Origin of the sequence: Aeribacillus sp. FSL K6-1121, from assembly GCF_038003725.1 — a bacterium.
GTDB lineage: Bacteria > Bacillota > Bacilli > Bacillales > Aeribacillaceae > Aeribacillus > Aeribacillus composti.
The window spans coordinates 1,825,242-1,839,620 of sequence record NZ_JBBOPS010000001.1; the positions used below are offsets into that span (position 1 = coordinate 1,825,242).

General features: G+C 39.6%; 13 protein-coding genes, 1 pseudogene and 1 riboswitch. Of the genes and pseudogenes, 5 read left to right on the top strand and 9 right to left on the bottom strand.

The features are described 5' to 3' along the window. Position 1: 1 nt before the first annotated feature. Positions 2 to 1,063 (bottom strand): FecCD family ABC transporter permease, encoded by a 1,062-nt coding sequence (locus NSQ61_RS08915; protein WP_063389406.1) that lies wholly within the window; start codon positions 1,061 to 1,063, stop codon positions 2 to 4. After that, complete coding sequence (locus tag NSQ61_RS08920; protein WP_063389407.1) at positions 1,026 to 2,000, bottom strand: ABC transporter substrate-binding protein; 975 nt, start codon at positions 1,998 to 2,000, stop codon at positions 1,026 to 1,028. Before NSQ61_RS08920 ends, NSQ61_RS08915 begins: the two co-directional genes overlap by 38 nt. 104 nt (positions 2,001 to 2,104) lie before the next feature. Then, positions 2,105 to 2,285, bottom strand: a riboswitch (cobalamin riboswitch). 205 nt (positions 2,286 to 2,490) lie between these two features. On the opposite strand from NSQ61_RS08920, the gene NSQ61_RS08925 reads away from it, so the two are divergent. Further along, positions 2,491 to 3,936: an N-acetylmuramoyl-L-alanine amidase gene (locus NSQ61_RS08925; RefSeq protein WP_311067119.1), complete on the top strand. Its 1,446-nt coding sequence runs from the start codon at positions 2,491 to 2,493 to the stop codon at positions 3,934 to 3,936. A gap of 82 nt (positions 3,937 to 4,018) precedes the next feature. Here the strand turns inward: NSQ61_RS08925 and NSQ61_RS08930 are convergent, their stop codons facing one another. Beyond that, the gene (locus NSQ61_RS08930) at positions 4,019 to 4,177 is read right to left on the bottom strand and encodes a DUF1540 domain-containing protein (RefSeq protein ID WP_311067118.1); all 159 of its coding nucleotides are present in this window, start codon (positions 4,175 to 4,177) and stop codon (positions 4,019 to 4,021) included. Positions 4,178 to 4,919: 742 nt separating this feature from the next. Further along, a pseudogene (locus tag NSQ61_RS08935) lies at positions 4,920 to 5,481 on the bottom strand (FAD-dependent oxidoreductase). Positions 5,482 to 5,714: 233 nt separating this feature from the next. Between NSQ61_RS08935 and splB the strand changes: the two are divergent. Next, positions 5,715 to 6,731 (top strand): spore photoproduct lyase, encoded by a 1,017-nt coding sequence (gene splB / locus NSQ61_RS08940; RefSeq protein ID WP_339194957.1) that lies wholly within the window; start codon positions 5,715 to 5,717, stop codon positions 6,729 to 6,731. A gap of 139 nt (positions 6,732 to 6,870) precedes the next feature. After that, the gene (locus tag NSQ61_RS08945) at positions 6,871 to 7,233 is read left to right on the top strand and encodes a DUF4183 domain-containing protein (protein WP_311067117.1); all 363 of its coding nucleotides are present in this window, start codon (positions 6,871 to 6,873) and stop codon (positions 7,231 to 7,233) included. 75 nt (positions 7,234 to 7,308) lie between these two features. On the opposite strand, the gene NSQ61_RS08950 is transcribed toward NSQ61_RS08945, so the two are convergent. The 4 genes from NSQ61_RS08950 to NSQ61_RS08965 form a co-directional block, all read right to left on the bottom strand. Further along, positions 7,309 to 7,692: a DUF4183 domain-containing protein gene (locus NSQ61_RS08950; RefSeq protein ID WP_311067116.1), complete on the bottom strand. Its 384-nt coding sequence runs from the start codon at positions 7,690 to 7,692 to the stop codon at positions 7,309 to 7,311. A gap of 206 nt (positions 7,693 to 7,898) precedes the next feature. Next, positions 7,899 to 8,114 carry a hypothetical protein gene (locus NSQ61_RS08955; RefSeq protein WP_311067115.1) on the bottom strand — a complete coding sequence of 72 codons (216 nt, stop codon included), beginning with the start codon at positions 8,112 to 8,114 and terminating at the stop codon, positions 7,899 to 7,901. A gap of 458 nt (positions 8,115 to 8,572) precedes the next feature. Next, the gene (locus tag NSQ61_RS08960) at positions 8,573 to 9,154 is read right to left on the bottom strand and encodes a cell wall hydrolase (protein ID WP_311067114.1); all 582 of its coding nucleotides are present in this window, start codon (positions 9,152 to 9,154) and stop codon (positions 8,573 to 8,575) included. 334 nt (positions 9,155 to 9,488) lie between these two features. Next, a complete protein-coding gene (locus tag NSQ61_RS08965; protein WP_311067113.1) occupies positions 9,489 to 10,052 on the bottom strand; it encodes an FAD-dependent oxidoreductase in 564 nt (187 codons plus the stop codon). Between the two features lie 1,042 nt (positions 10,053 to 11,094). Between NSQ61_RS08965 and NSQ61_RS08970 the strand changes: the two genes are divergently transcribed. Next, positions 11,095 to 12,486, top strand: a complete 1,392-nt coding sequence (locus NSQ61_RS08970) for a polysaccharide deacetylase family protein (RefSeq protein WP_117017210.1) — start codon at positions 11,095 to 11,097, stop codon at positions 12,484 to 12,486. 704 nt (positions 12,487 to 13,190) lie between these two features. Here the strand turns inward: NSQ61_RS08970 and NSQ61_RS08975 are convergent. Continuing rightward, entirely contained in the window at positions 13,191 to 13,607 is a 417-nt protein-coding gene (locus NSQ61_RS08975) for a universal stress protein (protein ID WP_063389413.1), read from the bottom strand. A 170-nt stretch (positions 13,608 to 13,777) separates the two neighbouring features. Between NSQ61_RS08975 and NSQ61_RS08980 the strand changes: the two genes are divergently transcribed. Next, entirely contained in the window at positions 13,778 to 14,335 is a 558-nt protein-coding gene (locus tag NSQ61_RS08980; protein ID WP_063389414.1) for a DUF420 domain-containing protein, read from the top strand. The last annotated feature ends 44 nt before the right edge of the window (positions 14,336 to 14,379 follow it).

Sequence of the window (14,379 nt, forward strand, 5' to 3'; positions counted from 1 at the left end):
GTTACCCTCTTCTTTCCATTCTTTGTTTCATTAAAATAAAGGCAAAGCTGGGAGCGCCGATTAAAGCCGTGATCACACCGATCGGAAGTTCTGTCGGCGACACGATCGTTCTTGAAACGAGATCCGCCAAAATTAAAAAAGCGGCGCCAAAAATGGCGGACAGAGGGAGAAGATGGCGATAATCACTTCCCCAAAGCAGCCTGTTTACATGCGGGATGACAAGACCGACAAACCCAATCGTTCCGCTGATGGCAACGGCCGCACCGGCTAAACAAGAGGATGATGCTAAAATAAACAGCTTTCTCCTTTTTACATGGACCCCAAGCTGCTTCGCCTTTTCTTCGCCAAAGGACAGAGCGTTTAATTCTGTTCCGTTTACAAAAATCAAAATGGACCCGATTAAAAAAAACGGCAAAAGCATCAAAACGTATCCCCAGCCGCGCATCGCAACGCTTCCTAACAGCCAGTTGACAATTTGTCGCAATTCTTCTCCTGTCAGGGCAATCATCAACGAAATGAAAGCACTTAAAAAGGAACTTAAAATAATTCCGGTCAGCACAATGGTTTCAATCCTCATCGTTTTTTCAATGAAATTGGCGAACAAAATCACAGCCAAAATCGTTAAAAAACCCGTAAAAATGCTGACAACCGGCAAAGTGAATGAGCCGAAAAAAGGAATTTGAATGCCGAAAAAAAGAACAAGTACAGCACCTAAAGAAGAACCTGATGAAACACCGAGCGTATAAGGATCTGCCAAAGGGTTTTGCAAAAGCCCTTGATAACAAGCCCCCGCCATTGCAAGCGAGGCTCCGACAAGTCCGGCTAAAACGACACGAGGAAGTCGAATATCAAGCACAATGCTTTTCATGCTTTCATCAATGTCCGGCGCCAAACCAGTATGAAACAGTTGATTGAAAATTATTTGGAAAATATCCTTAAACGTGATGTGAAACGTTCCGATAGAAATTCCTAAAAAGACGGAAAAAATAAGAAAACAAGCGGTCGCCGTATAGGCGACCACATGTTTATTTTTTGTAGACATCCGGATAAATTGCTTTCGCAAGTTCTTCTACTCCTTCAACCAATCTTGGGCCTGGGCGGCTCACCAAGTCGGAATGCACATCGTAAACCCGTTTATTTTTCACCGCTGATACATTTTCCCATCCTTTGCGTGCCAACACCTGGTCAACAGCTTTATCGACGTAATAGCCGTATGTCGTCACAATGACGTCTGGGTTCAGTTTTACAACGGCTTCTTCCGTCATTTGCGGCCAGCCTTCTTGATCGCCCGCTGCATTTTTTGCTCCAATGATCGTTAGCATTTCATCCATAAACGTTCCTTTTCCAGTCGTATAGATTTGTGGTGCGGGATTCACTTCGACAAAAACAGACACTTTTTGATCATCCGGAATCGTTTTTCCTTTTTCTTGAATATCCGCCAGTTTCGTTTTCATCTCAGCCACAATATCTTCGGCTTTGTCACTTGTCCCTGTAATTTTGCCGATTGTCTGGATGGAGTCATACACTTTATCAAATGATTGGGCATCTTCGACTACAAAAACATTTATTCCCGCATCTTTCAGCTGCTTCAGCCCTTCCTGCGAGTTATGGGCGCTGGAAGCATGCGCTAAAACAAGATCCGGTTTTAAAGAAATAATTTTTTCAACATTAAATTCCATCCCGCCAACCTTTTCTTTGTTTTGAACATCTTCCGGATAGTTGTCATTATCACTTACACCGACAATTTGTTCACCCAACCCTAAAGCATAGGCAATTTCAGTATTGCTTGGAATTAGCGAAACAATCCGCTCCGGTTTTTCGTTTACCGTCACCTCATTTCCTAAACCGTCCTTGACCTTCACCGGAAATTGTGAAGCCGTCTCTTCCGTCTTTTGATTGCTTTTGTTTTCAGACGGCTCTGATGTATTTTGTTGGCCGCATCCAGCCGCAATTCCAAATAGAAGTAATAAGGCTAAAAATAGTGCAGATAGTTTTTTCATCATTTTCCTCCTCCAATAAAAAACATCTTCTTGAATTCGATAAGAAGATGTCTGAAAACGTACATATGTATTGTTTTCAAACACCTCCCTATCCGCGTAGGGTTTTAGGTGTGCTCAAACAGGCAGGTCTCCTGGCTCATGGTCATCGCTTCCTGGACCTTCCCGTTGAAACAGTGGTTTTCCCAGGTTGCTCCCATTCACAGTGGCGGGACCGCGTTGGATTTTCACCAAACTTCCCTTTTAAGCTGGCAGCTATGTGCCGGCACCTGTTTGCTTTTTGGTATAATGTTATGACGAAATGTATTATACATGATTTGATTGAATTCTGGTAGGAAGAAAATGCAAAAAATCGACAAATTGACCTAAATGTTTTGGATTTCGATACAGTTTTCGCTAAAAATAAAATTTTTTTGAACTTCCTTTCCATTACTTGAATAAAATATTTGCAGACAAGCGAATTGGATGTTTGAAAACGAAGGAGGATATTGCAGTGACAACCGTTCTTTTAGACCCTGGCCACGGAGGAAGCGATCCCGGCGCAACCTATAGAAATTATGAGGAAGAAGATTTTACGTTGACTATTGCCCTCTTGGCAAGACAACATTTACTTGAACATTACCAAGTCAACGTGCTCATGACGCGCACAGACGATCGAACAGTCGGTTTGTCAGAAAGATCATCCATGGCTAATCGAGAGAATGTTGATTTTTTCTGTTCCATTCATATTAATGCCGGCGGAGGAACAGGTTTTGAAAGCTATGTTTATAACGGAGGGGCCTCTCCAAGAACGATCCAATACCGGTCCGTCATCCATGATCAAATTATGAGCGTCATCGGTCCGAAATATAGCGTAAAGGATCGGGGCAAAAAAAGCGCCAATTTTCACGTATTAAGAGAAACAAAAATGCCTGCGGTTCTTTTGGAAACATTGTTTATTGACCATTCGAATGACATCAAACTTTTAACATCGTCTGACTTTATGAGCGACTATGCAGCAAGCTTAGCCGATGGAATCGGAAAAGCGCTTAATTTGCCCAGAAAGTCGACACGCACCACCCCAACTCCGCAGCCATCGCCCGCTGCAGGCAGCAGGATGTACAAAGTCATTGCCGGTTCCTTTAAAAACCGAGAAAATGCAGAAAAGCTGATAAATGAACTGAAAGGAAAAAATGTTGATAGTTTCCTTTCCGCTGCGATGGTGGACGGAGCAAGTTATTTCCGCGTTCAAACAGGAGCATTTAAAAATTTGCAAAATGCAAAAGACCAGTTGGCAAGGCTTGTTCAATTAGGATACAAGGATGCATTTATATTAACCCCTGCAGAACAAGGAACGGCACAATCAGGCCAAAAGACAGATTCATCCCGTTCATCAACACCTCAACCGAAAACCCCTTCTCCCGATTCAAGGGATATCCCTATTTTAGGGGAAACGCTCGTATCGGGAACAATCTTGGATTTATATGTAGAAAAAACAAATCCTAGCGCACCTCAGCTGGGCGATTTGTATGAACAATTAAGCAAATCCTACGGAATTCGCGGCGACATCGCATTTGCACAAGCAATTCATGAAACGAACTATTTCCGTTTTACGGGAGTAGTCAATCGCAATCAAAACAATTTTGCCGGAATCGGAGCTACCGGTCCAAATGTTACAGGAGCAAGCTTTTCCACTCCGAGAGAAGGCGTTCTTGCCCATCTTCAACATTTATATGCATACGCCACAACGAAGCCTCTTCCAGCCGGGTTCCCCCTCGTCGATCCCAGATTTATTTATGTGGAACGAGGTTCTGCCCCGACCTGGAAAGATTTAAATGGGAAGTGGGCCGTTCCCGGCAGCCGTTACGGAGAAATGATTTTATCCATTTACCTATCCATTTTGCAGTTTGCAATTCAACAATTGAACGCTGCTCAATCAGCCATAAGCAAACAAATATAATCTGAATTCCAAAAAGATGTTGTATAAAAATGAAAAGATTATCAAAAATACAAAGAGAGCCAACTTCCGGCTCTCTATTTTATTAAAATGCTTCTGGTTCAAACGTCTTGCAATCAGTTTCCTTTTGATTTTTTGCCGTTTTTCCTGAATGACTTACGACATAAATGGCATCAGCTGCACATTTATTCCCTTCCGCCCAATATTTGCAGTTATTTACCTCACACAAAACGTCCTGCGCCATGTTTGTCACCTCCCAGTTATATATTTTCCTTTGGAAAGTGATTTGATACTTGTTTTGGTTGTGAAATGTCCATGGCAATATTTCGAATCGTAAAGGCAATCGTTTTTGCATGTTTTGTTGGCTGTTTAATGAATTCATGATTATCATGTCATTGTAAGCCAAAATTCGATTTATTTTGTCGATGGACAAGCAAGGTGATCTGCTCCATACCAAAAGGTGCCTCAGAAAAAGAAAATGCAAACATTTGTAAACGCCTCAAGTCCTCCAATTGCTATGCAATTTCACTCATCCGTAACTTTCATTTAGTGATTTGGAATGACAAAAGCCGCCATTTGCGGCGGCTTTCTTTTATTTGGCAAAAATGTGATTACCGATCACTACATGTTGTTTTTGCCGGAAAACGATTCCATTTGGCAAGATCCATAAAGCTTTATTATCTTTTCGACAATCCGTCTTCTGTCCATCATGCAGCAGAAAGCTCTATTTTTCAAGAAAATCGAGGCAAAAAACAGGTTTCATCAATTTGGCAATTGTGCCGCCTCCGCTTTTGCTGCAAGCATTCGGGCTCCCTTTTCAGTACACAATTTCCTTATTTTTGCTGCTTTCTTCGCTGGTTGGCTGTTGTATCCATTTGTTTGTTCTTTTGTTGAGAAAGAAGAATCGCTTTGGTAGGTAAGTTCGCTTTTGCAATGAAATAAAAAAGGACATAGTCGCTTGATGCCTTGTCCTCATTCCTTTTTATTCATTTTTTCAAAACATCATGGTCGACGTAACGCTCGCCGTTCAGCTCACTAATAACATTGATCGCAACTTTGGCGCCGTCGCCGGCAGTGATGATCGTATGTACGCTGACACCTGCAGCTGTACCCGCAGCCCAAATTTCCGTCAACGTTTGTCTTTCCTAGTGCATCGACATCAAATATTGTTTTAATGCGGGGTTCAGTCCCGTCTTTTGTCTTTAATCCGACTTTGTCGGCCAAATCTGTCAGAACTCCTGTAGCTAATATGACGTGTTTTGTTTCATAGGATCCTTTATCCGTCTTGAATACAAGCTCTTCCGCTTGTTTTTCAATTGTCTCCACATTTTCTGCCACAATCTCCGCGCCGAATTTTTCCGCTTGTTTTTCCCTGTTTCAATTAAATCAGACCCAGAAATTTCCATAACCCATATGGTTTTCAATCCAAGCTCGTTTCGTCACGGATTTATCGTTGTCCAACACAAGCGTTTTTTTACCGGCTTTTGCCGTGAACAAAGCGGCGCTTGCACCCGCCGGACCAGCCCCGACAATGACTACATCATACATGTTGCAATTCCCCCTTTTAGGAAAACAATTGTACTTCCATCGTAAGCGCAATTAAAACGAATTGTAAAGATCTTCATCTGCCTTTTCCTTGCAAGGGGAACCGCTTTTGTAGGAATCGTCCTCTCAACATTTTATTATTTCCGCAAGCAGTTTGAAAAGAGGACGGGATAAAATCTCATGAAAATCAATAAAACGGAAGGAATATCGGCATAATAACATAGAGGTGATTGATCATGAAGCCGTTTATTCCACAACTCGTATACATTGAACCAAGAGCCCTTGAATACCCGCTTGGAGTGGAATGGAAAGAAAAATTCGAAAAAATGGGAATCGACATTCGCTATACAACTTCCCACAATCAAGTGCGTAATATCCCCGGAGAAACACCTCTCCAGAAATACCGCAATGCGAAGTCGACTTTAGTCATCGGGGTTCGAAAAACATTGAAATTTGATACGAGCAAGCCTTCTGCCGAATACGCCATTCCACTGGCAACCGGTTGCATGGGGCATTGCCATTACTGCTATTTGCAAACAACGTTAGGAAGCAAACCCTACATTCGCGTTTATGTAAATTTAGAGGAAATTTTTCAGCAAGCTAAACAGTATATAGAAGAGAGAGTTCCAGAAATAACCAGATTTGAAGCTTCGTGTACGTCTGATATCGTCGGGATAGATCATTTAACACATTCACTCAAAAAAGCGATCGAATTTATTGGAGAAACAAAGCTGGGGAGATTGCGGTTTACAACGAAATATCATTACGTAGACCATTTATTGGATGCCAAACATAACGGCAACACCCGCTTCCGATTCAGCATCAACAGCGATTGGGTCATTCGTCATCTGGAGCCGGGAACATCAAGATTGGATGAAAGAATCAGCGCCGCTTTGAAAGTCGCAAAAGCAGGATATCCTATCGGTTTTGTTGTTGCTCCGCTATATCGGCATGATGGATGGAAAGAAGGATATAGAAAATTATTCAAAAAACTGGGTGACGTAATCGAAGACGATAACTTAACATTTGAATTGATTCAACACAGATTCACGAAACCTGCCAAAAAAGTTATCGAAGCAAGGTATCCAAAAACGAAACTGGAAATGGATGAGAAAAAAAGAAAATACAAGTGGGGGCGGTATGGAATTGGCAAATATGTTTATCAAACAGAAGAGGAAAGGGAGCTGAAAGAGACGATGGAACAATATATTCACTATTATTTTCCTAACGCCATCATCGAATACTTTACGTAAAACTGTAAGGAATACAAACCTTTTCAAAATCGACGGTCAGAAATGGTTAATTCAACAAAAACATTTTCTTTTGCTAGCTCACCTTTTCTTGAACCAACATATGATAAAACAAACAGTTTACGGTAAAGGTGATACAAAAATGAAGGAAAATCACACAATCGATGTTCCCTTTTTATATGATTGGGTCCGTTCCGCCTCCCGCCTCCATATGAATGTTCGGCTTCATACGAAACGGAAACCTTTAAAAGCTGAAACATTTTACTATTATGCTTTAGCTGATGGAAAAAAGACGATCTATACGGACGCCGATCAAATCAAAGAATTTACGAATAAAGGGATCTTGGATCCAAAAGATGTATCCTATATCCGGCTTTTCATTAACGGTGTTTTACAACCGCCGAACATTTATGAAGTGAAAAAAGGAATGTTAAGATTAAAATCAAGCGATGTCCCGCAAAAAGGTGTTCCTATTATTTTGGAATTTATTTCCATATATTTATAATTGAGGAAATAGGTGATGCCTGCACGGGATAAAAAAATCAGGATCCAAAAGAAGGACTTTCGGATCCTGATTTTGTTAAGCTGACACAACAGTTGTCGATTGAGGTGAATAATTGACCACTTCCAGTACAATTGGCGTGTCAGCTAAAATTGGATCTCCACCTGCAGGCACATTGATCGCAAGCGAACCGACCGTCGTTGCTCCCGGCGTATACGTACTTAGTCCGCCCATTTGAAGCACTCCGTTGACATAAACATTATAATAACTGTTGTTAGCTGCCAGTGCAGGCAATTCTGTAACAGCTGAACCATCATCTTGAAAAAAGCTGGCTGCATCAATGGTGAGCGTACTTCCCGGAGCAGTCTCTGCAGTCGTGACGTAGAAAAATCTTTGATCTTGAGGAACGACATTCGTTGTTGTGGACGCAGTGACAACCAATTTCATTAATTGCAGAGCCAATCAAACCCCTCCCTTCATACGATCTATTTCATCGTATGTAAAAATGCGGCGGAAGCTATAGACAAATACATAAATTCTATGTATAGCCGATTCCCTATTTTTAAGGGCTCCAATTTAAAATTCAAGGGCTTTTTTATTAATTGCTCTTGCTTCAGCGAATGGCAATAGTGATTATAAAGCAGCAAAATATTTCAGTTTTAGATTCGTCAAAACATTGTCACTTTTTCCGAACTTTTCTTCATATAAAATAAAACGCCAGGAGATTCTCCCGTGACAAAATCATGTCCATCAACATAGATATCCTCTCCACGTGAACGAATTCTTCTATTTGTGCCATTTTCTGCTCCCCCCTCTTGAAGTCCCCCGTGGGACTCACCACTTCCTCCTTCAAGTAAGTCCTGTCGGATTGTCTGCTTCCACACACAAGATGAACGCCTAGTGTTTCGTTCTCCCTAATTGTTCAGTCCTTCCTCTTTCGTCTCGAGTTCGAAAGAGTACTATGACCTCTGCTGACTTCTGACTGTTCAGCTATCGATTACTCGATAGGTTACCAAGGTTACTTGGCGTGCCAGCCAGACCTCCCCGGGTAAGAGTGTAATCTTTCCTTCCATCTATCTGCTTCATGTACTCTGTATCACCTTCGGCAGAAAGCACTTCGTTTTGTTGTGCAAACTCACCCAGTGATACCTAGCCTCATATGAAGTTCGTGTTCCGAGAGACCCAAAGTTTGCCGCTCGCTTCCTTCAGATTCCGCGTCACCACGGACACCCTTGCGTTAAGCTAACTGCTACTTCTGCCTTCGCAGCTCGGGACTTTCACCCTAGATTACACATATGCCGGGCGCACCAAAAAAGAAAGCTGCCTATCTGCGGCAGCTTCCTTATTTCGCAAAAACGTGATCGCCTATAACAATCGTTGTGTTTTTAGCTCGAACCCATTGGTCGTCTGTCTTTTTCGGATTATAAAAATACAGGGAGCCCTGACCTAAGCCGTGGAATGCCAAAGCTTCATTTACTGCTCTTTTGGATTCCTCACTTGCAGGCTTGTTAATCTCTCCATTTGCTACAGGAGTAAATTGGCGATCTTGATAAATAACCTCTGTAATTGTATCAGGATATAAAGGGCTGTCTACGCGATTTAGTACAACAGTGGCAACCGCAACTTTTCCTTGATATGGTTCTCCTTTTGCTTCTGCTTCTACTAATCTAGCCAATAAATCTTTTTCACTTGCTGAGATCGTTGGCGGGATCGTCAACTCTTCTCCAACATACAGTTCATCAGTTGTTTTATTGTTAACGGATTTTAGTTTTTGAACTGAAACCCCGTATTTTACACCAATTTTCCAGAGTGTATCTCCTTTTTTCACCGAATAGGCAGCGCTTGCCTCACTTCCTTGTCCAGTGAAAACAATGGCAGCAAGAGCAATAAATGAGGAGAAGATGAATTTTTTTATTTTCTTCATAAATCCTTACCTCCTTTTTTTCGCTCTTAATTACCCTACCATCTTCTAATCTAGAATTCATTAAAAAATCTTTTCATATTATTCATAAATATTCCAGCAAAAGTCGGGATCTAAATGTTTTTCGGAAGCCTTTTGCTGAATACACAGCACTTTGCTCTTTTAGAATTTTTTACTTCCTAATACAATCCATGTAAGGGAATGTTTTCGTTGTTTATCAATTAACGAATGTAAAACAGATTTTCGACTTGCACCCAATTTCGAGTTTTAAAGCATAAAAAAAGACAAGACAAATGAATGTCCTGTCTTTTTTGAAGTTAATTTTTCAATAAATAAGTTAATTTTTCAATAAATCATGATCGACGTACCGTTCGCCATTCAGCTCGCTGATGACATTGATTGCCACTTTTGCACCGTCACCGGCGGTAATAATTGTATGTACGCTTACGCCAGCAGCTGTACCTGCTGCCCAAATTCCGTCAATATTTGTTTTTCCATTTGGATCCACATCGAATATTTTTTTGATGCGCGGCTCTGTTCCGTCTTTTGTTTTTAATCCGATTTTCTCGGCTAAATCCGTCAATACTCCTGTCGCCAAAATAACATGCTTCGCTTCATACGAACCGCCATCGGTTTTGACGATAAGTCCATCCTGTTTTGTTTCAACTGTTTCCACTTGCTCGTTTTTTATTTCTGCCCCAAACTTTTCCGCTTGCTTTTTCCCAATATCAATTAAATCAGGACCTGTAATTTCCAAAACACCATAGTGGTTTTCGATCCATGCCCTTTTCGTCATTGACTTATCGTGATCTAAAACTAATGTTTTCTTTCCAGCCTTCGCTGTAAACAGCGCAGCACTTGCCCCTGCAGGACCGGCACCCACAATGATCACATCATACATCTAAAATTCCTCCTTTGCCAAAAATGTTTATAATTTCATTGTAAACGCAATCGAAAACAAATGTAAAGAAACTTGCTTATCAATTCTGAAAATTAAAAAATCCATATATGATCTCCCTTCTCCAGCTGAATATAAAACCTTTGTAGGCTGGAGGTCCCGAAGTAAAACAGCTTATTCCCCTGCTGATCTATTTTGAGCACACAGCAAAAAACACTGTTGAAATTCGCTTACGGCTTCCGACAACCTAGTGTGCAATGTTTCTAAAAAAACGCCTCATTAGTTCACCGCAGTAACAAAAACGTTAAAGTTAGTATATGTCACTCCTCTGGCAATTGACATTACAAACGAAACTTAATCGAAACCCATATTATACAAATTCAGGAGAATTTTTTCAGCAGGCTGAACCATATATTAAAGAGAGAACGTCTGTATATATTAGGTTGGCAACTTCCTGTACATCGCATTACAATATCAAAAAATTGGGAAGCTTTCGTTTGGCAACAAAAGATTAGTTAGATGAACATTATAACGGCTCTACAAACAGCAAGTGAACCATTCAACATCTTGAACCAGGATTATCAATATTTGATACATACATTACGCAGTGAAATTGAAAATACTGGATATCCTCTATGACATTGCTAAACCGCTAGATCGTCTCGAAAAATAGAAAAGCAACAAATTGTTTGAATTCGAAAGTTTCAAACGACAACAAACGTTTCAATGGATCCGACATCGATTTACGAAGCTTTCAAAAAAGATTGGTGAAGCGCATATCCAAACCGAAGCAATGAATGAAATGACAAGAAGATAAAGAATCATCAAGTATATGAATCAAGCTCAAGAAAACGGACTGAAACAATATATTTATGATGATATTTCGAATTTCATAAGGATCGCAGAAATGTATGGATATAAAAGCCAATTTTAAAAAAATTTATTAAAAATGGAAAACGGCTTTGACATCTTTTCATCCTGATAGTACTCTATATTCGTTGACATTTTACATACGGCATTTATTTAAAGAAGGCAGTGAACATTAGTGAAATCGTTTGTATGGAAAATAAGCGGCATCGTTTTCATTTCGATCATTTTCATTTTTTTAATGTCTTTTTATTACAAAACATTAAGGGTACAGTCTGTCCCAGCAAATGGAAGCAAACAAATAGAAAAATCGCAATATGATGGAGTTGACTTAATTTCAGATATTGAGGATAAAAAAGAATTCCATTCCGCCATACACTATCCGAGATTTCAAAGCAGCAAACTGAATGCATCCATCCAGTCTTATGTCAAAGAAGAGAAAAGACGGTTTCACGAACAAATTCAATCCCAAAAATGGCGCTTGTTTAAAGATCCGTCGAATTTTTCTCTGACTTTTCGCCTCTATCCGGTCACAGACAGCGTCTATTCTTTTGTTTTTACTTCGGAAAGCCATTCAGATGGGGAAAAAGAAAGTAAAGACTTTAAAATCTTCATAGTCGATTTGGCAGCAGAACGTTTTATAAACAGCCAAGACATTCTAGAAATCGATGAAAAAACAAAAGAAAAGCTGCATGTTCAATTGACGGACCAGTTTCTTCAATCAAAAAAATATAAAAAAAGCTTTAGCAAAAAGAAGCTTAACAAGTGGCTCAATCACCCATATAACGATTTTTCCAATATTTATTTGACAAACAAATTCATTGTTTTCAAGTTTCATAGCAATGAAGTAACAGAAGGTGCTGAAAGTCCTGAAATTTCCATTCCTTTGACGAAAGGAAAAGAGTTATTGACAGAGGAGTGGCGGAAGCGATTACGGATGGAAGAAAACAAACCAAAAAAAGCAGAACCATTGCCGAAAAAACCTCCCATCCAAAAAGACGAGCCGATCAAAAGCAAAAAAATAGTTGCTCTAACATTTGATGACGGACCTCACCCAAAATATACAACAGAAATTTTGGATTTATTAAAATCGTATCATGCAAAAGCCACTTTTTTTGTGATTGGTCAAAGAGTTAATTTTTATCCTAATATTGTAAAAAGAATAGGTTCGGAAGGACATGAAATTTGCAACCACAGCTTTAGCCATAAAGATTTTACAACTTTAAAAAAAGAGAAAATACTTGAAGAAATAAATATGACCGATCAAGAAATTTTCAAGGCATCGGGCTTAAAAGCGAATTGCGTCCGCCCTCCATATGGGGCTGTTAATCAAAAGGTCAGATCAGCTATTGAAAAGCCTATCATTCTATGGACTGTAGATACATTAGATTGGAAAACGGATGACCCAAAAAAAGTACTTAAAATCGTTCAAGCCAAGACAAAAAACGGTTCCATCATTTTAATGCACGATATTCATTCATCCACAGTAGAGGCATTGAAGCTAATCTTGCCATATTTAAAACAACAAGGTTATGAGTTTGTAACTGTATCAGAGATATCAAAAAAATGAAATCCTCGTCACATGCAGTTGGCGACCGAAATATTAAATGCATACAATGCCTATTCTTATAGTGTTGAATGCGATCCGCTTCCCAAATCTATGGAAACGTTCAACAGAAATTTTGAAAGCTGAAACGTTTGATGCCTATTTTAATGAAAAAAATGATCTGTCCTGCTAAAGAAGCTTTGCAGTGGAAATGTGTGAAAAGGAAAAGGGATTTTAAAGCGATTCCCATAAAAAGATGTTCCAGTATTTTAACGTTTGCACTCATTTTTGGCCATAAAAGCAGGGATCCAAAAAGGTCAGCATTTTGGGTCCCTTTCTTTTGTCAAGTCGTAACAGCTGGTGCCGATTGATGTACACAATAGAGCAATTGATTTGCTTTTCCTTGCAGAAAGTTGATTGCTTATAAACCAGACGTCGTTGCTCTACGTTTTTCATTTAATGCACAAATACGTTTATACTGCTGTTATTCATGGGCAGTGCATGCCGCAAACCGCCTTTCTTGCCACAGCAATTGTAAATTATTCCCAAAACAGCTTCTGCTGTAATTTAAGGCATATTGTTATTCTCTGCAGTGCCCATCCCCTCTTCATTTCATCCTATCCAGTAATAATCAAAAGCTTTGAACAATTTCTCCCTTTCACTTTATAGCAAACAAAAAAAGCCCATTTTAGCTCGTATGTAAACTAAAATGGACAAATTTCTTATTTTTATTTAATGATTAAGACTGGACAGTGAGCCTCTTGAGCTACTTTTCGGCTGACGCTTCCCAACAACGTTGCTTTAAGCGCGCCTTTTCCTGCACTCCCCATTACAATGATGGAATAGTCATGTTCTTTTGCATAATCCGTAATAATTGTTGCTGGCTCTCCTTGGAAAATATGTGTTTCATGCGGGACGTTGCTTTCAGTAAGGAATTCAATCGCTGGTTTTAAAATCGCTTCGTTCTCTTCATCAATTAATTTGGAAATATCAACAAAATAATACTGCTCTGTAAATCTTAAATTATTGACATGCAAAATCGTGATTTTTTCAGACCCAACTGTTTTGGCAAGTTTTACAGCATGTTCAAGCGCGCGTGTAGAATGGGCAGATCCATCCATAGGAACTAATATTTTTTTGTACATCCTCATCCCCTCCAAAAGAACTATTTTTTCTTTATTTCCATTTTATCAAAATTTTTCTAGAATTTAAGTAGAGATTTGTCAAAATTTCGATTTTCACCACTTTGTCACTTTTAAATCCATTTTAAAATGATAAAATATACAATGAGAAAATTTATGTTAGGAGGAAAAAAATGGACTCCATTCAAAACTATGAACAGCCTCACAACAAAAAAAATTACACCGGCATTGTTGTGACACTCTCAGTTATTATAAATGCCGTTATTTTACTGTTATTTTTCTCTCCACTCGGATATCGAGGCGAAGTCCATTTTGATTTGACGATTTTCCCAAGACTTAATGCGATTTTTAACAGCTTTACGTTCGTCTTTCTGCTCGCTGCTCTTTATGCAATTAAAAAGAAAAATATCAAAGTACACCGGAACTTTATCATCGCAGCGTTTACAACGACCACCTTATTTTGTATTTCTTATTTAACCTATCATTTTTTGCAATCTGAACCGACCCGTTATGGCGGTGAAGGATTTATGAAAACATTTTATTTATTTATTCTTACTTCCCATAGTATATTAGCAGCCGTCATTGTTCCGCTTGCATTGTTTGCCTTTTTCTGGGGAATGTCAAGACAGGTAGAAAAACACCGGAAAATTGTTCGCTGGGCGATGCCGATTTGGCTATACGTCTCATTTACTGGTGTTCTTGTATACATCTTGATTTCTCCTTATTATTAAAAAAAGAAGGTTGACCGAGCTGTCCGGTCAACCTTCTTTTTCGT